The organism is Nonomuraea sp. B19D2, assembly GCF_040137845.1.
Lineage (GTDB): Bacteria > Actinomycetota > Actinomycetes > Streptosporangiales > Streptosporangiaceae > Nonomuraea.
In genome coordinates this window covers 114,824-134,969 of record NZ_JBEFAK010000015.1, presented here as the reverse complement: position 1 = coordinate 134,969, position 20,146 = coordinate 114,824, and the positions used below count along the sequence as shown (strand labels likewise).

Genomic DNA, 20,146 nt, shown 5'->3' with positions numbered 1-20,146 from the left:
TATAGCGGTCTGAAGGACTACGCGAGCACGCCCTGCCCGCGCAGTTTCTCCGCCTCCTCTTGGGACAGTCCCCACTGGGAAAGGTCGGTGAGGCGCGTGGCGGGGGAGAGGTCCTGCGCGGGGACGCCGATCAGGCGGGGCGCGGGCACCGGCTGGGTGACGCCGCCGATCTCGACGAAGGAGCCCCGGGCGGTGTTGTGCGGGTGGGCGGCGGCCTCGGCCATGGACAGCACGGGCGAGACGCACGCGTCGGAGCCCTCGAACAACGCCTCCCACTCCGCCCGCGTCCGCTTCTTGAACTCCTCCGCCAGGCGGGCCTTCAGCGCGGGCCACTGCGCCCTGTCGTTCCTGTCGGGCAGGCCGCTCAGCCCCATCACGGTGACCATCGCGTCCCAGAACTGCGGCTCCAGCGACCCCACCGCCACGAACAGGCCGTCGGCCGTCTCGTACGTGTCGTACTGCGGGGCGCCGGTGTCGAGCAGGTTCGTGCCGCGCGGCCCCCAGTGGCCGCTCTGTGCGGCCTGGTAGAACATCGAGAACAGGATCGACGCCCCGTCCACCATGGCCGCGTCGATCACCCGCCCCTTGCCGGTGCGCTCGCGCTCGAACAGGGCCAGCAGCACCCCGTACGCGAGCATGAGCCCGCCCCCGGCGAAGTCGCCGAGGATGTTGATCGGCGGGGTCGGCTTGTCGCCCTCGCGGCCCAGCATCGACAGGACGCCGGAGACTGCGATGTAGTCGATGTCGTGCCCGGCCGTGGGCGCCAGCGGCCCGTCCTGCCCCCAGCCGGTCATCCGGCCGTAGATCAGCCGCTCGTTGACGGCACGCAGGTCCTCAGGGCCGATCCCGAGCCGCTCGGCCACGCCCGGCCGGAACACCTCGATCACCACGTCGGCGTGCCGCGCCAGCTCCTTGAACGCCGCCACGCCCTCGGGCGCCTTCAGGTCCAGCCCGACCGTGCGCTTGCCGCGGTCCATGACGTCGCTGCGCGGCCGGTCGGAGACCGCCTTGACCCGGTCTATCCGCAGCACCTCGGCGCCATGGTCGGCCAGCATCATCCCGGCGAACGGCCCTGGGGCGAGCCCGGCCAGCTCCAGCACGCGCACCCCGGCCAACGGGCCTCTACGAACTTCAGGCATTCCCCCAGTAGAACAACCTTCGGTGATCTCTCGCAAGCGGCCTTCCCGACCTTCCGGCGAAGGCGTGGGAGGTATGGGAAACTTGCCCACTATGTTCGGGTGGTCTACAGGGGTAGGACATGGTTTCGGATAGCAACCGGCTCATCGCAGGCCGCTACCAGTTAGTGCGTGAGCTGGGCCGCGGTGGCATGGGCGTGGTCTGGGAAGGGCAGGACACCCTGCTCAACCGGCAGGTCGCCATCAAAGAGGTGCTGCTGCCCGACGGGCTGTCGCCGGGGGAGCAGGAGCGCCAGCTCTTGAGGACCGCCCGTGAGGCCCGTACCGCGGCCAAGCTGAGCCACTCGTCCGTCGTCGCGATCTACGACGTCGTCGAGGAGGGCGGCCGCCCGTGGATCGTGATGGAGCTGCTGCGCCATCCCACGGTCGAGGAGGTCGTGCTCACCTCGGGCGCGCTTCCGGTGCGGGAGGCGGCGGAACTGGGCCGGCAGGTGCTGTCCGCGCTGAAGACCGCCCACGAGGCGGGCATTCTGCACCGGGACGTCAAGCCGTCCAACATCCTGCTGGCCGACGACGGCCGGGCCGTGCTCATGGACTTCGGCATCGCCCAGGTCGAGGGCGACCCCTCGCTCACCAAGACCGGCATGGTGACCGGCTCGCCGAGCTTCCTCGCCCCGGAGCGGGTCCGCGCCGAGAACGCGGGGCCGCCCTCCGACCTGTGGTCGCTGGGCGCCACGCTGTACGCGTGCATGGTGGGGCGCTCGCCGTTCGAGCGGGGCGATCCCATGTCGACGCTCAACGCGCTGCTCAGCGAGGAGCCCGACTATCGCAGGATCCCGCCGATCATGCATCCGATCCTGAAAGGCCTGCTGCAGAAGGAGCCGGAGCAGCGGGTCAACGCCGAAGAGGCCGACCAGCTGCTCGCGGACATTCTCGCGACCAGGCCCGCGTACAACGATCGGGACGTGCCGGACAAGAAGCCGGGCGGCGGCCTGGGCCGGGCCGTGCTCGCGGCGGCCGCGGCCGCGGTGGTGGTGGTCGCGGGCGGCGCGGTGGCGTACTTCAAGCTCGCTTCCCCGGCGGAGGGCACCCCGCGCGCCACCGCCCAGCCCGCCGCAGCGACCAGTCCGCTCACGCCGGCCGCGCAGACCACGCAGCCGAGCGCGACGCCCACCCCGACGCCGAGCGTGACGAGGGTCGTCCCGCTCGTACGGGCGTGGAAGTCGCGTGACGGCTGGTCGATCATGCGGCCGACCGGCTGGCAGGGCGCGCTCGGCGAGGCGTACACCGAGTGGACCCGCAGGGACAGGAGCGCGCACTTCGGCGTCCAGGCCGTCTACTCCAGCAACGACCCGAACCAGGTCCTGCGCGACTCGGAGGAGACGTTCAAGCAGAGCGCCCAGGACATCGTCAACCGCGGCCGCAGGATGGTCGTGCACCAGGGCACCAAGGCGGCGGAGTGGGAGTTCTCCTGGACCGCGGGCACCGGGGGCGACGCCCGCTGGGCCACGCCGGGCACCAGGTACCACGAGGTACGGCGGGTCGTGGCTGTCGGCGACGCCGCATACATCCTGTCCTGGACGGCCACCGAGGCCCAGTGGATACGTAACAAGGGGCTTATGCGGCAGGTGATCAGCAGCTTTACTGTGGGGGCATGACCCCCTGGAACCTGCTCGCCCTGCCCCCGCTCCCCGAGGAGCTCCTGCGTCACCTGCTCGCCCCGCTCGGCGACCAGGTGACCGTACGCGTGCCCGCGGCCCGCGACAAGGACGCACTCCTGGCCGCGCTGCCCGAGGCGGAGATCGTGCTCGGCGACTGGACGGGCACGCTCGCGCTGGACGCCGAGGCGGTCAAGGCCGCGCCGCTGCTGGCGTTCGTGCAGCAGCCGTCCGTGGGCGTGGACGGCCACGACGTGGACGCTCTGGCGGCGGCCGGGGTGCCGCTGGCCAACACGCCGGGAGTCAGCGCGGTGGCGGTCTCTGAATGGTGCCTGGCCGCCACCCTTTCCCTGTCGCGCAAGCTGGCCGCCGCCGACGCCGCCGTACGCGCGGGGGAGTGGCCGCAGCAGGGCCTGCAGCCCCGCGAGCTGCGCGGCCTGCGGGTCGGCATCGTCGGCTACGGACCGATCGGCGCCACCAGCGCGGAGATGTTCCGCGCGCTCGGCTGCGAGGTCTCGTACTGGACCCGCACGCCCCGCCAGGACCCCGCCTTCGCGGACCTGCCTGCGCTCATCTCCTCGAGTGACGTCGTGGTCGTGGTGATCGCGCTCTCGGACGAGACCCGGGGCCTGGTCGATCCCCGTGAGATGAAGCGGGGCGCGCTGCTCGTGAACGCCGCGCGGGGCGGCGTCGTCGACCAGCAGGCGCTGGTCGCGGCCCTGCGCGACGGCCATCTGGGCGGCGCCGCGCTGGACGTCTTCGACGAGGAGCCCCTGCCCGCGGACGACCCGCTGCGGGACCTCCCGAACGTCCTGCTGTCGCCGCACGTCGCGGGCGTCACGTCGGAGGCCACCGGCCGCCTGCTCACGGCCACCCTGGACAACCTCACCGCCGCCGTCGAGGGCCGCGAGGTTGACAACGTGCTCAACGGCGTATCTCCGACGATCTCCAGGAAGTTTACTCAATCACCTACCACGTAGGCATTTCACCTGGCACTATAAACAGTTTTCGTGTCTTTAACGACCCCGGTCTGTTCCGAGTAGCTCGTGAGAGATACCGTCTTACGCGACGATCTCTACCAGCTCAAGGGGGTGCTTCCGTGGCGACGACGATGTCGACACACCAGCGGGCAGTAGAGCAGATCCGGCAGTCGTACGCCGAGATTCCGGGCGGTGCCGCCCCGCGCCTGGCCAAGTCCACGTCCAACCTCTTCAGGTTCCGCGACTCCGGCAGGACGGCCAAGCTCTCGGCCAGGGATCTCGACGAGGTCATCAGCGTCGACCCTGAGACCATGACGGCCGAGGTCCAGGGCATGACGACGTACGAGGACCTGGTGGACGCGACACTGCCGTACGGGCTCATGCCGTACGTGGTGCCGCAGCTCAAGACGATCACGCTCGGCGGCGCCGTGACGGGGCTCGGCATCGAGTCGAGCAGCTTCAGGGACGGCCTGCCGCACGAGTCGGTGGAGGAGCTGGAGATCCTCACCGGCGACGGTCGCGTCATCGTGGCGCGTGACGACAACGAGCACCGCGAGCTCTTCCGGTCGTTCCCCAACTCCTACGGCACGCTCGGCTACGCACTGCGCATCAGGATCAAACTGCGTAAGGTCCAGCCGTACGTGCACCTCACGCACGTCAAGTTCACCGACGCGGCCAAGTGCATGCTGGCCATGCAGGAGATCTGCGAGAGCATGGTCCACGACGGCGAGAGCGTCGACTTCGTGGACGGCGTCTTCTTCAGCCCGGGGGAGATGTACATCACGCTCGGCCGCTTCGCCGAGCGCGCCCCCTACGTCTCCGACTACACCGGGATGCGCATCTACTACCAGTCGATCAGGCAGCGCAACCGCGACTGGCTGACCATCCGCGACTACCTGTGGCGCTGGGACACCGACTGGTTCTGGTGCTCGCGCGCGTTCGGGGTGCAGCAGCCCGTCGTCCGCTCGCTCATGCCGCGCCGCTGGATGCGCTCCGACGTCTACCGCCGCCTGGTGGCGCTCGACCGGAAGTACGGACTGACCGCCCGCATCGACAGGTGGCGTGACCAGCCCGTGCAGGAGTCCGTCATCCAGGACGTCGAGACGCCGGTCGAGCGAGGGGCGGAGTTCCTGGAGTTCTTCCACGACCAGGTGGGCATGACTCCGGTGTGGATGTGCCCGCTGCGGGCCGGCTCCCGCTGGCCGCTCTATCCCCTCGAGCCGGGCAAACTGTACGTCAACTTCGGATTCTGGGGCATGGTGCCGCTGCCGCGAGGGCAGTTCGACGGTTACTACAACCGGCTGATCGAGCGTGAAGTGCACGAGCTCGACGGCCACAAGTCGCTCTATTCGACCTCTTTCTACGCTCGCGAGCAGTTCTGGCAGCTGTACAACGGCGATGCCTACTGGTCGGTCAAGCGGGAATACGACCCGAATGGTCGCCTGCTGGACCTGTACGAAAAATGTGTACGGGGAAGGTGAGCAGATTGGCTCTGGCAAGCATCTTTGAGAAGATCGTCGGCGCGGAAGCGAACGTCGCGTTCCAGGCCTATGACGGCAGCAAGGCAGGGCCGGACGGGGCCGACCTTGCCCTCGAGGTCAAGTCCCCGATCGCGGTCTCCTACCTGGCGCACGCGCCGGGCGAGCTCGGCCTGGCCAGGGCGTACATCTCCGGCCACCTCGACGTGCACGGCGACCTGTACACGTTGCTCGACCGCATGTGGAACATCACCACCAACGACCTGACCACCCAGGAGAAGATCGCCGCCGTCCGCGCCCTGGGTGTCAAGCCGCTCCTCATGCGCGTGCCGCCGCCCCCGCAGGAGATGCGCCAGAGTGCCCTGGCGAGGCTGGGCTCCCGCCACGCCAAGCAGCGCGACGCGGAGGCCATCCACCACCACTACGACGTCTCCAACCGCTTCTACGAGTGGGTCCTGGGGCCGTCCATGGCGTACACGTGCGCGGTGTTCCCCTCGGAGGAGGCGACGCTGGAGGAGGCCCAGTTCGCCAAGTTCGACCTGGTCGCCCGCAAGCTCGACCTCAAGCCGGGCATGCGCCTGCTGGACGTCGGCTGCGGCTGGGGCGGCATGGTCATGCACGCCGCCAAGCACTACGGCGTCAAGGCCATCGGAGTGACGCTGAGCAGGCAGCAGGCCGAGTGGGCCCAGAAGGCGATCGCCGAGGCGGGCCTGCAGGAGCTCGCGGAAGTCCGCTTCATGGACTACCGGGACGTCAAGGAGACGGGCTTCGACGCGGTCAGCTCGATCGGCCTGACGGAGCACATCGGCAAGGCGAACCTCCCCTCTTACTTCTCCTTCCTGTACGGCAAGCTCAAGCCGGGCGGGCGGCTCCTCAACCACTGCATCACCCGGCCGACCGGAAAGGAGAAGACGTTCAACAAGGGCGGCTTCATCAACCGGTACGTCTTCCCCGACGGCGAGCTGGAGTCGGTCGGCTGGCTGATCAGGCAGATGGAGGACCTGGGCTTCGAGATCCGCCACGAGGAGAACCTCAGGGAGCACTACGCCAAGACGCTGCGCCACTGGTGCGACAACCTCGACGCCAACTGGGACGACGCGGTCGAGGAGGTGGGCATGGGCACGGCCCGCGTGTGGGCCCTGTACATGGCGGGCTGCATCGTCGGCTTCGAACGCAACAAGATCCAGCTCCACCAGGTCCTGGGCGTGAAGCTCGACAAGACCGGCCGCTCCGGCGTCCCCCTCCGCCCGGCCATCGACTGGCCGTAACCGAGGTCTTCGCCCTGGGAGGCGCTCCGCGCCATACAAGCGCTCAGCCAGCGCCTCCCGGGGCCCCTCGCCCCAAAGCAAGGGCTTCCACGCAGGGCGCTTCGCGCGGGGAGTTCCAGGCAGCGCCTCCCAAGGGGGGCTCCGCCCCCCTTTCGATCCCCCGAAAACCCCGCTCGCTCCGCTCGCCAACCCCCACCCGTTGCCTGGTTACCGGCTTGGCCTGCTGGAGCCCACCCGAGTCCCGCTCGCTTCGCTCGCCAGGACACCCGTTCTGTTGACGATTTACGGGTATGAGAGGACGCTCCCATGGTCGGGCGGGACAGTGGGGGTCCTCTTGCGTTTTGGCAGGTTCAGAGCACAAGCCGCACATCGTCTTCGCGCCTCCCGAGCTTACCGGGCTCGCGGGAGACGGCAAGATGGTGAACTGAGGCGGCCTTTGCTTGCCGCGCGTCAGATGACGTTCACCGTACAACGGACTCCCGGGGCGGTGGCCAACCGGCTGTCACCGGTTACGAGCACACATTCTTCGGCCTCGGCCACAGCAACGAACGCCGCATCGTATGCCGTCATGTTGGCGCGCAACTGCCACACACGGGCGAGGTGCGGGCGCACATCAACCAGCTCGATCTCCGCGTCAGCCAGTGCGGACAGCGCCTCTTCCGCGCGGTCCTGACTGATCTTTCCGCCGAGGAGCAGTCCGCGGATTCCGGAGACGACCTCAGTGATCAGGTGATGCGGGCCGATCCAATGAGGATCGCTCATCGCAACCTTGCGTGCGGCGCGCCCCTTCTCGTCGTCACGCGTAAGCATGTCGATCACGATCGAGGCATCAAGGACAATCACTGGCCGCCGTCCCGATCCGACAGGCGGCTTTCGCGCTCGGCTCGCATCGCGCGAACCATGTCCGCGGTGTTCTCGTCGCCGCTGTAGCCGTCGGCGCGATTCTCGAATCGGCTGATCAGGTCCACATTTCTGGAGCGCCGGGCGTCCGTCTCGACCAACGAGAGGAGGTAAGACTGAAGGCTCTTACCCTGGGCTCGTGCCCGCGCGGCCAGCGCGTCCCGCACCGATTCGGGCACGTCACGAATCTGGAGAGCAACACTCATCATGCATGTATTTTACATGCAACGTCGCACCCGGGGCCGGATGTGGCGTTGCCCTTCCGGTACGGTGGCGCGCCGGCCCGATAAGGGAGATGCGCCGCTACTGTGATGGTTGCTTGTCCTTGGCGTGTTTACCGCGGCTGGTGTGGACTTCGTCCTTACCGGAGTCCTCTTGGGGCTCCGGTAGCTCGTCCTTGGGATTATGGGGCTTGGCGTGCCTGCCCACGTGCTCTCCTTTGCCGAACTGCCAAAGTTGCCGAACTGCCGGGCGCAATTGCCAAGAGTAACTTTATGGCTACAGTATGCATTGAGGCAAGCGGCGGCCTCACCCGTCCAGGAGCCTGAGGACGCGTTCTGCCTGGCGGTCGAGGGTGCCGGGCGGGTTGCGCGAGGTGGCCGGGCCGCCGGGGCCGAGGAGGAGGAGCCAGCCCAGGGCGAGCAGCCGGCGGAAGCCCCGCACGCGGGCCGCCTCCGCCGGCGTCAGGTCGAGATGGGCCAGCAGCAGGTCACTGTCCAGGTGGCCGTCGACGTGGGAGATGTGCTCAGTCAGCTCGGCGAGTTCGAAGGCGCGGTCGGCGCGGCCGGAGTCCTCCCAGTCGACGATGTGGACGCGGCCGGTGCCCGAGTCCCAGAGGTAGTTGGCGAGGTTGCCGTCGGCCAGGCCGAGCACGGGCGGGAACGGATCGGACGGGAGCCGGTCCAGGGAGGGGCTGGACAGCCAGGCCGTTCCGAGTGTGAACGCGTGCTGTGCGAGAGGGGAGCCACCCAGGTCCGGCTTCTTGTCGGCCCAGGCGCGGACGTGCGCGATGGCCGCGGCCGGGTGCCACGCGGCCGGCTGGAGCGGCTCATCGGCGGGGACGATCCGGTGGAGGCGGGCGAGGGCGGCGGCGAGTGCGCGGATCTGCTCCGGACCGGCGGGTCGGCCGCGGAGCGGGGTGCCGGGCAGGCGGCTCATCACCACGGTGGGCGGGGTGCCGGGCAGGCGGCTCATCGTCAAGGTGGGCGGGGTGCCGTCGAGGTCGGCGCTGATGGGAGCGGGTGCGAGGCCGGGGGCGTGCTCGGCGAGCACGTTGAGCGCGGTCCATTCGCGATGGGGTTCGCGGCGGTCCCATGAGCGGTAGCGCTTGATCACGGTCTCGCCGCTGATCTCGATGTCATGCGTGCAGGACTGGCCCCAGTCCGACGGCGGGTCGGCCGTCACAGGGCCTGGCCCTCGGGAGAGGCGGCGGCCAGCGCTTGGAGGGTGCCCTTGAGGCTCGCCCAGCTCTGCTCGGCGTCCGGCGTGCGCCCGTGCGGCGCGCGGAACCACGCCACGAACTCGGCCACGTCGTCGAGCGCCCACCGCAGCCGGTAGAGCTCCAGGGTCGCGGGGCTGGGCGTGTGGCCGGTGGCGGCGGCGTACCGGGCGAGGTCGTCGGCGTCCCTGGCCACCAGCCACAGGTCGCGCTCGGGCGGGGCCAGCCCGACCGTGTCCCAGTCGACCAGCAGCCGCCGCTCGCCGGAACGCAGCAGGTTGCCCGGGTGCGGCTCGCCGTGCGTCACGACCGGCTCGCCGGCGTTCGCCGCCATGTCGTCGAACTCCGAAAGGCTGCGGCGCAGCGCCCCGGCGTGCTCGGCGATCAGCTCCCTGGCGGGCTCCGAGTAGGGGCCGCCCAGCCAGGGCAGGCGCGAATCTTGGAGCGCCTGCTCCAGCCCGGCCCGGTCCGAGAGCTCCAGCGGGCGCAGGGGAGTGGTGAGGGGCGGCGGGGTGGCATGGAGGGCGGCGAGCAGGTCGATGATCGCGGCCCGGTCCTCGGCCGTCTGCTCCTGCCCGAACTCGCCGGAGGTCCCGTCCGAGAAGGGGTAGATGCTCATCGCCCACCGGTGGCGGTCGAGCCGAAGCAGCGTCGCGCCGTCGGTCGCGCGCAGCGGCGCCACCACGAAGTCGAGCCCTGCCTCCTCGTGCAGCGCCGCCGCCGTGTCCATGGCCAGCCGGAGCCCGTCGAAGCTCCGGCGCCGTACGTCCGCGACCGTGATGAACCACCGCCCGTCCGCGACCCAGTGGTAGTCCCCGAAGCCCACTGGCGCGTAGTCCAGCGTGCGTGCCTCGATGCCCCACGCGCCGAGCGCGGGCCGCAGCAACCCCTCGTCGAACGAATCCGGCCGATCTCGCATCCAGCCACGCTATCGACCTCGGCGGCTCGCTTCACCCGAGTTAACGGGTCAGCTGGTCGGGACCCGCGCCGTGCGGAGGACGAGCTCGATGGCGGACATCACATCGGTCACGACATGATCCGCCACGGTCCCTTCGCCTGTGACGCCCCGGTCGATCCAGATGGTCCGCAGCCCCGCGTTCCGTCCGCCCGCGATGTCCTTCTCGGGGTCGTCTCCGACGACCCATCCGCCGGAGTCCAGCGACGCGCCGCACCGATGCGCGGCGATCTCGAACAGCCGCACGTCGGGCTTCCGTACGCCCTCCGCCTCCGAGATCGCCCACCCGTCCACCCGCGCCGCGAGCCCGGTCCGCCGAATCTTGCCCGTCTGATTGTCGGCCATCCCGTTCGTCGCGATCCCCACGGCCCACCCGGCGGCCCGCAACCGATCGAGCCCGTCAAGCACTTCGGCGGGGCACGAGACCAGGTGCGGCAGCCGTGCCCGGTACGCCGCCCACAACACCTCGACCGGCTCGGCCAGCCCGAACCGCTCGCGCACCAGCCCGAAGAAGGCGTCCATGGGCAAGGACCCGTCCGCGTCCAGCTTCACCATCCACGGCACCGCCTCCTCGCCCAGCCTCCGCGAGGCGGCGAACTCGGCGGCCCACAGCTCGAACGCGGCCAGCCGGTCGATCAGCGTGTTGTCCAGGTCGAAGAGCGCGAGGGGCCGCGTCATGCGTTGCATGGGCACCGTCTACCACTGCCCGCTGCGGCGCGGCGACCGGTTACCGGAGCTCGCGCTTGAGGATCTTGCCCGTGGCCGTCATCGGCAGCGACTCGCGGAACTCGATGATCCGGGGGTACTTGTAGGCGGCCATGTTCTCCTTGGCCCAGGTGATCAGCTCGTCCTCGGTGATCGTCGAGCCGGGCGTGCGGATGACGTACGCCTTGATCTCCTCGCCGTGGGAATCGTGCGGGACCCCCACCACGGCGGCCAGCGACACGGCCTCGTGGGACAGCAGGACCTCTTCGAGCTCACGCGGATAGACGTTGAAGCCGCCGCGGATGATCATGTCCTTGGCCCGGTCGACGATGGCGTAGTAGCCGTCCGCGTCGCGCGTCGCGATGTCGCCCGTGCGGAACCAGCCGTCCTTCATCACCTCGGCCGTCGCCTCCGGGCGGCCGTAGTAGCCCTTCATGATGTTGTGGCCGCGGATGGCGATCTCGCCGGGCCCCTCGCCCTCGACGGTCTTCCAGTCGCCGTCGATCAGCTTCATCTCCACGCCCCAGATCGGGAAGCCGACCGTGCCGGGCTTGGTGGGGCGGTGGACCTGGTTGAAGCTGGCCACCGGGGACGTCTCGGACAGGCCGTACCCCTCCAGGATGCCGATGCCGAAGGTACGCTCGAAGTCCTTCAGCACCTCCACCGGCGAGGACGCGCCGCCCGCGACGGCGACGCGCAGGGTGCGCGGCGCCGCCACGCCGTCTGCGTGGATCTTGGTGAGCAGGCCCCAGTACATCGTCGGCACCCCGGCGAAGAACGTGACGCCCTCCTTGGCTATGAGCGCGAGCGCGTCGCCCGGGTCGAAGCGCGGCATCAGCACGATGGTGGCGCCGCGCAGGAAGCCGGTGTTCATGACCACGGTCTGGCCGAAGGAGTGGAACAGCGGCAGCACCGCCAGGTAGGTGTCCCCGCCCTCGGTGCGGGGGAACATCTTGTCGTTGACCATGGCGTTGAGCAGCATGTTCTGGTGGCTGAGCTCGGCGCCCTTGGGCTGGCCCGTGGTGCCCGAGGTGTAGAGGATCACCGCGGTGTCGTCGGGGGCCGTCTGCACGGTCTCGAACTCGCTCGCCATGCCGCCCAGCGCCGCCCAGATCGACTCGCCGTACGGGGACTCGGTCGCCAGCGGGGTGGCGGGCAGGACGAAGAAGTGCTCGCAGCCGGGCGCCGCCTCGAAACCCGCCTTGCCGCGCTCCCCGAGCGGCAGCTCGGGCGTGCCCTCGAAGCAGAACAGCGCCTTGGCGTCGCTGTCGTCGAGGTGGTAGGCGATCTCCCGCGACTGCAGCAGCACGTTGAGCGGCACCACCGTGGCCCCGGCCTTCAGGATGCCGAAGTAGACGAACGGGAAGTACGGCAGGTTGGGGCACGCCAGCGCCACCTTGTCCCCCTTGCCGACACCGCGTGACACCAGCAGGTTCGCGACCTGGTTGGCGACGGTGTCGATCATGGAATACGGGAGCCGCATGTCCCCGAAGACGATGGCCGTGCCGTCGGGGGTGTTCCTCGCGCTGTCCTCCAGCACGATCGACAGGTTGAGCATGACGCCTTCCTCCTCAAAGCCGGGCTTCGAGCGCCACTCTAAGCAGCACCGCATACCGGCCGGTAGGTAGCCGAGGTCACAACTGGATATGGACGCGTCCGCTCACCTGGAGTAAGCAAGTACCAAGTTACCTGGAGGAGCCATGGAGTACGACTACGTGATCGTAGGAGCGGGGTCCGCGGGATGTGTGCTGGCCAATCGGCTCTCGGAAGATCCCGGCGTGTCGGTCGCGCTGGTCGAGGCGGGTGGGCGGGATGACAAGCTGGAGATCCGCATGCCCGCGGGCTTCGCCAAGCTCTTCAAGACCGACTACGACTGGAACTACACCACGGCCAAACAGAGCGAGATGTCCGGTCGCGAGCTCTACTGGCCGAGAGGCCGCGTGATCGGCGGCTCGTCCTCGCTCAACGCCCAGATGTGGGTGCGCGGCTGCCAGCACGACTACGACCAGTGGGGCGTGCCCGGCTGGTCGTACGACGACGTCCTGCCGTACTTCACCAAGGCCGAGCACCGCGTCGGCAGCAACGAGGGCGGTGTCTACGGCACCTCGGGCCCCCTCTACGTCTCCGAGCTGCGCAGCCCCAACGTCACCACCGCCGCGTTCCTCCAGGCCTGCGAGGAGCTCGGCCTCACCCGGCTCGGCGAGCTGAACGGGCGCTCCAACGAGGGCTACTGCCCCACACCCGTCACGCAGTACCGCGGCCGCAGATGGAGCTCGGCCGACGCCTACCTGCGCCCGGCCACGTCGCGGCCGAACCTCCACGTGGTCACCGGGGCGACGGTGGACCGGGTGGTGTTCGACGGCAGGCGCGCGACCGGCATCGAGCACAGCGGTGGCGCCCAGATCAGGGCCAAGAGGGAGGTCGTCCTGTCCGCGGGCGCGATCGGCTCGCCGTTCCTGCTGATGCGTTCCGGCGTGGGTGCGCCCGCGGAGCTGCGTGACGCCGGGATCGCGATCGTGCACGAGCTGCCCGAGGTCGGCAAGAACCTGCAGGACCACCTCTCGTCCGGCGTGTTCGTCGAGTGCAAGCAGCCGGTGACGCTGACCAAGGCCGAGTCGATCGGCAACCTGCTGCGCTACATCGTCCTGCGCTCCGGCATGCTCACCACGAACGTGGGGGAGGCGGTCGCGTTCATCAGGACCTCGGAGGAGGAGCCGGCGCCCGACGTCGAGCTGATCTTCGCGCCCGTGCCGTTCGTCGACCACGGCCTCGCCCCGCCGACCGGCCACGGGCTCACCGTCGGCGTCGTGCTGCTGCAGCCGGACAGCCGCGGCAGGGTCGGGCTCAACGGCAGGGACGTCGTCATCGACCCCGCCTACCTGACCGCGGAGGCCGACGTCAAGCGCCTGGTCGCGGGGCTGAAGACGGCCAAGCAGGTGTTCGCCACCGCGGCGATGAAGCCGTACGCGGGCGGGCCGATGGCGCCGTACTGGGCGCCGGAGAGCGACGAGGAGCTGGCGCGGTGGGTACGCGAGCGCGGCGAGACGCTCTACCATCCGGTCGGCACCTGCCGCATGGGGGCGGACGACGCCTCAGTGGTGGACCCCTCTCTTCGGGTACGCGGCGTCGAGGGGCTGAGGGTGGTTGACGTGTCAATCATGCCTACGCTGAATCGCGGACACACCCACGCACCGGCCATTATGATCGGCGAGAAAGGCGCTGATTTGATAAGGAAGGCGCCTTAAGTCTCTTGACGTAAGTGCTCACTTGCAGAAGGCTTGGGTGGTATGACGCTCACCGCTGACCTGGACCTGTCGCAGATCCCGTTCTGGGGGTTGCCGCAGGCCGAGCGCACGGAGGCCTTTCGCAGGCTGAGGCAGATGGACCACCCGGTCTTCATGCGGGAACAGGCCATACCGTTCGTCGGCGGCGGCAAGGGCTTCTACGCGCTCGTTCGCCACGCCGACGTGACCGAAGCCAGCAGGAACGCGGCCGTGTTCAGCAGCGAGCCGTGCTCCAACAGCATCCCCGACATGCCGCGCTGGCTGAGCGTGTACTTCGGCTCGATGATCAACATGGACGACCCGCGGCACGCCAAGCTACGCCGGATCGTGTCCAGGGCGTTCACGCCGCGCATCCTGCAGAAGATGGAGGAGGACCTCGCGCGGGCCGCCGCCGAGATCGTGGACCAGGCGATCGAGGAGGGGCCGGGCGACTTCGTCGCACAGGTGGCCGCCATGCTCCCCGTACGTGTCATCTGCGACATGATGGGCGTTCCGGCGAAATTCCATGACATGGTGCTGCGCCAGACCAACATCATCCTCGGCAACACCGACGCCGAGTACACCGGCGTCGGGCCCGAACTCACCCGCGGCAACGTCGCCAGGGGCCTGGTCAAGCTGCTGCGTGCCGGATTCTCGCTCAACCGGCTGGCCGCCCGCCTGGGCGACGAGCGGCGCAAGCGGCCCACGGGCGACCTGGTGAGCCTGCTGGTCAACGGTGAGGAACGGCTCACCTCGCAGCAACTGGGGTCGTTCTTCATCCTGCTTGTGGTGGCGGGCAGCGAGACCACCCGCAACGCCATCGCGCACGGCCTCAAGCTCTTCACCGACAACCCCGAGCAGCGCGCGATCCTGCTGAACAACTTCGACGGCCACATCGTGACCGCCTGCGACGAGATCATCCGGTACTCGACGCCGGTGATCCAGTTCCGCCGCACGGTGAAGCAGGACCACGAGATGAACGGCACCCGGTACAAGAAGGGCGACAAGGTGCTGCTCTTCTACAACTCCGCCAACCGCGACGAGGCCGTCTTCCCGGACCCGGACATGTTCGACATCACCCGCGACCCCAACCCGCACGTCGGGTTCGGCGGCCCGGGGCCGCACTACTGCCTGGGGGCGCACCTGGCGCGCAGGGAGATGACCGTGATGTTCCGGGAGCTGTTCACCCGGATGCCCCACATCAGGTCGGTGGGGGAGCCCGACTACCTGCTGTCCAACTTCATCAACGGCATCAAGCACATGAACTACACCTTCTGACCGGCGGCGCGCCGGACCAGCGCCACCGGCAGCAGCGCGCCTGCCAGCGCCAGCCCGGCCGCCACCAGCAGCATCGAGGTGACCCCCGCCCGGTAGGGCGCCGCCAGCAGGGCCACGCCCACGGCCGTGCCGACCTGCTTGACCGTGTTCACGACGCCGGTCGCCATCCCCACGCGGTCCATCGGCGCGGTCAGGCCGACCTGGTTGGCCACGACGTTCCCCGCGCCCAGGCCGAGCCCGCCCAGGAACAGCCCGAACATGATCGGTGTCCAGGGGTCGGCCGCCGGGACGCTCATGACCAGCAGCGCGAGCGCGATCAGCGCGGGGCCGGCGGCGATGAGCACGCCCATCGGCCACCGGTGCAGCACTCGCCCGATCGCGACCGGCCCGATGACGGCCGCCACGCTGAAGGCCAGGAAGCGCGTGCCCGCCTCCACGGGGCTGGTGTGGAGGGGGCCCTGCACGTACAAGGTGAGATACGTGAACGCGCCCAGCAGCGCGGCCAGCATGAGCAGCGTCGTGCCCGAGCCGACCGCGAACACCCCGTTCCGGAAGAGGCCGAAGTCGATCATCGGCTCGGCGGCCCGCCGCTCCACGGCCACGAACGCCACCAGCAGCACCAGGCCCACCACCAGCAGCCACGGAAGGTCATGGATGAGCGCCGGGATAATCGCGAACAGCGCCGCCGCGACCAGCACGGTCCCCGGTGGGTCCAGGTGGCCCCTGCCGCGTGACTCCGCGACCCGCTGCCGCAGCGCCACCAGCACGAACGCGCCTATCGGCAGGTTGATCAGGAAGATCGCGCGCCAGCCGAACGTGCCCGTCAGCGCGCCGCCCACGACCGGGCCCAGCGTCATGGCCAGTCCGGAGACCGCGCTGAAGATCCCGAGCGCCTTGCCCCGCTCCGGCCCCTCCGGATAGACGGAGGCGATCAGCGGCGTCGTGGTCCCGTACAGCGCGGACGCGCCCAGGCCCTGCACGCCTCTGGCCAGGTCGAGCAGGGGCGCCGTGGGGGCGAGCGCGCAGGCCAGCGACGCCAGCGTGAAGACCGACACGCCGACGGCCAGGAGCCTGCGCCGGCCGTACCGGTCGGCCAGCACCCCCGCGGGCAGCAGCACGGCGGCCAGGGTGAGCGCGTACGCGTCCACCACCCACTGCACTTCGGGCAGGCTCGCCCGCAGGTCGGAGCGGATGTCGGGTAACGCGATCGTGACGGCGGTCAGGTCGACCACGACGAGCACGATGGTCAGTGACGCCAGCGCGAGCACCCATCCCCGTCGCATGCGATCTCCTCAGCAAGAGGGGCCCCTTCCGTAGTGGTACTCCTGGGGCGGGCCGAATGCTAGGTTTCGCAGTCATGGAGATCAGGACTATCCACGCCAACGGTGTGGAGTTCGCGTATCTGACAGTGGGCGAGGGGCCGCTGGCGCTGTGCCTGCACGGCTTCCCCGACACCGCACACACCTGGCGGCACCTGATGCCCGCGCTGGCCGCGCGCGGCTACCGCGCGGTCGCGCCGTTCATGCGCGGCTACGCGCCCACCGAGGTGCCGGCCGACAACGCGTACGAGGACGCCGCGCTGGTCGCCGACATCCGCGCGCTGCACGAGGAACTCGGCGGCGACCAGGACGCGGTCGTCATCGGGCACGACTGGGGCGCCTTCCCCGTGTACCACCTGGCCGGCCGCTTCCGCCGCGCCGTCACGCTGGCCGTGCCGCCGCCCGCCGCCCTCGGTGCCGGCTTCCTCGAGTACGAGCAGCTCAAGCGGTCCTTCTACGTCTTCCTCTTCCAGACGTACCTGGGTGAGGCGGCCGTCGCGAGCCCCGGCTTCCTCGAGAACCTCTGGCGCGACTGGTCGCCGGGGCACGACCCGCGCCAGGACCTGGAGTTCGTACGGCGCAGCATCGGCGAGCCCGCCAACCTGAGGGCGGCCCTCGGCTACTACCGGGCCATGCTCGGCACCACGCCGCCCTCCGGCCGTTACCCGGCCCTGGAAGGCGGGATCACCGGCCCGGTCCTCTACCTGCACGGCGCCCAGGACGGCTGCCTGAGCGCGGAGCTGGCCAAGAGCGCGCTGAGTCACCTGCCCGCCGGATCGCGGGCCGAGCAGGTGGCGGGCGCCGGGCACTTCCTCCACCTGGAGCGCCCGGCCGAGGTCAACCGCCTCATCCTGGACTGGCTCGGCACCTCGTCCGCGGCCGAGATGACCCAGGTCCGACCGCGTGGGTTCACCTCCTGAGGCGTCCCGTCGTCGGCTGGCACCCGCCGGCCCCTCCCGCCACAGCGGGCCGAGGTCCGGCGCCGGCAGCCGCGCGCCACCGTGGGTCACAGGTTTTTCGGATTCGCACGTACGGTGTACGTCCCACCCATTGACGTAAGTGCTCGCTTTTTCGAATGATGGCCTCATGAGCGTCCTTGACTTCGACCTGTCGGACCGCGACTTCTGGGCCAGGCCCATGAGAGAGCGGGAGGAGGCGTTCGAGCGGCTACGCTCCCTGGAGGCCCCGGCCTTCTTCGAGGAGATGGAGCTCGACTTCGCGCCCAAGGGCCCCGGCTACCACGCGCTGGTCAAGCACGCCGACATCCTCGAGGCCAGCCGCACCCCCGAGGTCTTCTGCTCGGGCGACGGCGGCGCGACGAACGTGCCCGACATGCCCGCCGAGTTCACCGAGTACTTCGGCTCGATGATCAACATGGACGACCCGCGCCACGCCAGGCTGCGCAGGATCGTCTCGCGGGCGTTCACCCCCAAGATGATCAAGCAGTTCGAGTCGGACGTGGCGGCGGCGGCCACCGCCATCGTGGACGACCTGCTGGCCAAGGGACCCGGCTGCGACTTCGTGACCGAGGTCGCGGCCCGCCTCCCGCTGAAGATCATCTGCGACATGATGGGCATCCCCGAGCGGGACTACCAGTTCGTCTTCGAGCGCTCGAACGTCATCCTCGGCGGCTTCGACCCCGAATACGGCGGCGCCGACCTCGACCAGCTCGCCGAGCGCCTGCTCAGCGCCGGCATGGAGCTGCAGCAGCTCGTCCAGGACCTCGCCGCCCATCGCGCCGACCACCCCACGAACGACCTGACCTCCGCCCTGGTCAACGCCAACATCGACGGCGAGCGGCTGACGATGCAGGAGCTGGGGTCGTTCTTCATCCTGCTGGTGGTGGCCGGCAACGAGACCACCAGGAACGCCATCTCGTACGGCCTGCGCCTGCTCACCAACAACCCGGACCAGCGCGCGCTCTGGCTGGAGGACCTCGACGGGCGCACGCCCGGGGCCGTGGAGGAGATCGTCCGGCTCGCCTCCCCGGTGAACTTCATGCGCCGCAAGCTCACCAGGGACCACGAGATGAACGGGCACCTCTACCGCAAGGGGGAGAAGGCGGTCCTGTTCTACTGGGCGGCCAACAGGGACGAGGCCGTCTTCGCCGACCCGTACCGCTTCGACGTCACCCGTGACCCCAACCCGCACGTCGGCTTCGGCGGCCCCGGGCCGCACTTCTGCCTCGGCGCTCACCTGGCCAGGCGGGAGATCACGGTGATGTTCCGCGAGCTGCTGCGCCGGGTGCCGCACATCGAGGGCGGCAGGCCGGACCGGTTGCACTCCATGTTCATCAACGGGATCAAGCACATGGAGTGCCGCTTCTAGCCCTGGGCGCCCAGCCTTAGCTGGTTCTTCACCGTGTGGATGTCGGGCATGAGCTGCTTGCTCTCCGACGGGATCGACATGTAGACGATGGCCGGGACGCTGCCGCCGGTGTTGACGGCCATCGTCACGATCGTCGCCTGCTCGGTCGCCGACGTCAGCGAGTACGCGATCAGGCGTCCCGTCGAGTTGCCCACCTTGATGGGCTGCTGGGCGATCTTCTTGACCTTGTTGCCGTTGGGGAAGAAGCGCCTGCGGGCATCCAGCACCACCTGCTTGATGGCCGGCTCCAGGTTGTCCTTCTCGTAGTACGAGGCCAGCTTCGGCGACAGCGGGCCGGACAGGACCTGGGCGTACTTCTCCGGCGCGACCTGGACGTACTGGCGGGTGTCGTAGCCGTACGTGCCCTTGACGGTGACGCGCTGGTCCAGCCGCCAGGTGCCGCCCAGGCGCGGCAGCGAGATGCCGGCCCCGGGGTCGGGCACCCGGCCGATGACGGGGGCGGCCTTGCCCGCGTACCTCGGCAGCGCGCCGATCGTGGTCGAGGACCTGGTGGTGGACGGCTTCGGCGAGGTCGTGGGGTTCTCCGCCACGGCGTCGGACCCGGGGTCCTCGCTGGCCAGCGGGCCCGCGAGGAACGCCCACAGCAACGCGGCGATCAGCGCGATCGCTACGGAACCGCCGAGCGCGTAGATCCAGATGGGCTTGCCCTGCCCCTCGTCCAGGGAGTCCTGCTCGCCCATGGCCTGGTAGTTGTCGCCGAAGACGGTGTTCCAGAGCTCCTGCTGGCGCTCAGGCGGCGGGGTGCGGGAGCCGCTGATCTGGCCGGCGGTCACGAACGGGCGGTCGGGGTCCGAGGGGTCGCGGCTCAGGTTGGAGCCGGGGCGCGGGGCGCTCTGGTCCTCGGCGGGGGGTGTGGTGCTGGCGTTCGATGAGTCCATGGTGGGGGATGCGTGGGCGGCGCGGTCGTTGAGCAGGTTCTCTGAGTGCTGGGCTTGTGTGACCGTCCGCTCTTCGGCGCGGTGGGTCCGGGGCGGCGCGTGCGCCCCCTGAGGGAGGTCGTCGATCTGGTACATCGCCGTGCGCTCCTCCTGCGAGTCGGTCGCGTTCCGCTCGGCGGGCGGCCAGGGGGCGGGGGAGGAGAGGTTCGACCAGGAGTCGGAGGACGGGGTCGGCGGTTGCGCCCACGCCGGGACCGGATCCGGGACCGGAGGGTGGTCGTCGACTCGGGAAGCGGGCTCGGCGGCGCTCTGCGGCGGCGCTTCGGGCCACGAGGACGGCCCGGCGCCGTTCTGCGACGGGCCCTGCGGGGAGGCCTCGGGCCAGGACGTGGGGCTCGGCGCGCTCTGCGAGGACGCCTCCGGCCAGGAGATGGGGACGTCCTGCGGGGCCGCCTCCGGCCATGACATCGGCACGTCCGCCAGGTCGGAGTCCCGGCGCGGC

At 69.7% G+C, this 20,146-nt stretch carries 17 protein-coding genes; 8 read left to right on the top strand and 9 right to left on the bottom strand.

Annotated features, from left to right (window positions below):
* Positions 1–17: 17 nt before the first annotated feature.
* Positions 18–1,139, bottom strand: coding sequence for a CaiB/BaiF CoA transferase family protein (locus ABN273_RS26930; RefSeq protein ID WP_349451800.1), 1,122 nt, complete (start codon positions 1,137–1,139; stop codon positions 18–20).
* 119 nt (positions 1,140–1,258) lie between these two features.
* Between ABN273_RS26930 and ABN273_RS26925 the strand changes: the two genes are divergently transcribed.
* From ABN273_RS26925 to ABN273_RS26910, 4 genes are all read left to right on the top strand, one after another.
* Positions 1,259–2,794, top strand: a complete 1,536-nt coding sequence (locus tag ABN273_RS26925; RefSeq protein WP_349451799.1) for a serine/threonine-protein kinase — start codon at positions 1,259–1,261, stop codon at positions 2,792–2,794.
* Positions 2,791–3,774, top strand: coding sequence for an NAD(P)-dependent oxidoreductase (locus ABN273_RS26920; protein ID WP_349451798.1), 984 nt, complete (start codon positions 2,791–2,793; stop codon positions 3,772–3,774). The genes ABN273_RS26925 and ABN273_RS26920 overlap by 4 nt, the downstream gene beginning before the upstream one ends.
* 131 nt (positions 3,775–3,905) lie before the next feature.
* A complete protein-coding gene (locus tag ABN273_RS26915; RefSeq protein ID WP_349451932.1) occupies positions 3,906–5,255 on the top strand; it encodes an FAD-binding oxidoreductase in 1,350 nt (449 codons plus the stop codon).
* A gap of 5 nt (positions 5,256–5,260) precedes the next feature.
* Positions 5,261–6,520 carry a class I SAM-dependent methyltransferase gene (locus tag ABN273_RS26910; RefSeq protein ID WP_349451797.1) on the top strand — a complete coding sequence of 420 codons (1,260 nt, stop codon included), beginning with the start codon at positions 5,261–5,263 and terminating at the stop codon, positions 6,518–6,520.
* A gap of 450 nt (positions 6,521–6,970) precedes the next feature.
* Here ABN273_RS26910 and ABN273_RS26905 read toward each other — a convergent pair whose 3' ends face one another.
* From ABN273_RS26905 to ABN273_RS26880, 6 genes are all read right to left on the bottom strand, one after another.
* Positions 6,971–7,363 carry a type II toxin-antitoxin system VapC family toxin gene (locus tag ABN273_RS26905; RefSeq protein ID WP_349451795.1) on the bottom strand — a complete coding sequence of 131 codons (393 nt, stop codon included), beginning with the start codon at positions 7,361–7,363 and terminating at the stop codon, positions 6,971–6,973.
* Positions 7,360–7,629: a FitA-like ribbon-helix-helix domain-containing protein gene (locus ABN273_RS26900; protein ID WP_349451794.1), complete on the bottom strand. Its 270-nt coding sequence runs from the start codon at positions 7,627–7,629 to the stop codon at positions 7,360–7,362. Before ABN273_RS26900 ends, ABN273_RS26905 begins: the two co-directional genes overlap by 4 nt.
* Before the next feature lie 319 nt (positions 7,630–7,948).
* Positions 7,949–8,824 (bottom strand): phosphotransferase, encoded by an 876-nt coding sequence (locus tag ABN273_RS26895; protein ID WP_349451793.1) that lies wholly within the window; start codon positions 8,822–8,824, stop codon positions 7,949–7,951.
* Positions 8,821–9,777, bottom strand: a complete 957-nt coding sequence (locus tag ABN273_RS26890) for a phosphotransferase (protein ID WP_349451792.1) — start codon at positions 9,775–9,777, stop codon at positions 8,821–8,823. Before ABN273_RS26890 ends, ABN273_RS26895 begins: the two co-directional genes overlap by 4 nt.
* Before the next feature lie 48 nt (positions 9,778–9,825).
* Positions 9,826–10,491 (bottom strand): HAD family hydrolase, encoded by a 666-nt coding sequence (locus tag ABN273_RS26885; protein WP_349451791.1) that lies wholly within the window; start codon positions 10,489–10,491, stop codon positions 9,826–9,828.
* A 49-nt stretch (positions 10,492–10,540) separates the two neighbouring features.
* Entirely contained in the window at positions 10,541–12,076 is a 1,536-nt protein-coding gene (locus ABN273_RS26880) for a long-chain-fatty-acid--CoA ligase (protein ID WP_349451790.1), read from the bottom strand.
* Positions 12,077–12,218: 142 nt separating this feature from the next.
* On the opposite strand from ABN273_RS26880, the gene ABN273_RS26875 reads away from it, so the two are divergent.
* On the top strand, positions 12,219–13,763 hold the full coding sequence (locus ABN273_RS26875) for a GMC family oxidoreductase (protein WP_349451789.1): 1,545 nt from the start codon (positions 12,219–12,221) through the stop codon (positions 13,761–13,763).
* Between the two features lie 42 nt (positions 13,764–13,805).
* The gene (locus ABN273_RS26870) at positions 13,806–15,059 is read left to right on the top strand and encodes a cytochrome P450 (RefSeq protein ID WP_349451788.1); all 1,254 of its coding nucleotides are present in this window, start codon (positions 13,806–13,808) and stop codon (positions 15,057–15,059) included.
* Here the strand turns inward: ABN273_RS26870 and ABN273_RS26865 are convergent.
* On the bottom strand, positions 15,047–16,342 hold the full coding sequence (locus tag ABN273_RS26865) for an MFS transporter (protein WP_349451787.1): 1,296 nt from the start codon (positions 16,340–16,342) through the stop codon (positions 15,047–15,049). The genes ABN273_RS26870 and ABN273_RS26865 overlap by 13 nt on opposite strands.
* Positions 16,343–16,416: 74 nt before the next feature.
* Here ABN273_RS26865 and ABN273_RS26860 point away from each other — a divergent pair, with 74 nt between their 5' ends.
* Together ABN273_RS26860 and ABN273_RS26855 are read left to right on the top strand one after the other, a co-directional pair.
* The gene (locus tag ABN273_RS26860) at positions 16,417–17,298 is read left to right on the top strand and encodes an alpha/beta fold hydrolase (RefSeq protein WP_349451786.1); all 882 of its coding nucleotides are present in this window, start codon (positions 16,417–16,419) and stop codon (positions 17,296–17,298) included.
* Positions 17,299–17,464: 166 nt separating this feature from the next.
* Positions 17,465–18,706: a cytochrome P450 gene (locus ABN273_RS26855; protein ID WP_349451785.1), complete on the top strand. Its 1,242-nt coding sequence runs from the start codon at positions 17,465–17,467 to the stop codon at positions 18,704–18,706.
* On the opposite strand, the gene ABN273_RS26850 is transcribed toward ABN273_RS26855, so the two are convergent.
* Positions 18,703–20,118 carry a hypothetical protein gene (locus ABN273_RS26850; protein WP_349451783.1) on the bottom strand — a complete coding sequence of 472 codons (1,416 nt, stop codon included), beginning with the start codon at positions 20,116–20,118 and terminating at the stop codon, positions 18,703–18,705. The genes ABN273_RS26855 and ABN273_RS26850 overlap by 4 nt on opposite strands.
* Positions 20,119–20,146 lie beyond the last annotated feature (28 nt).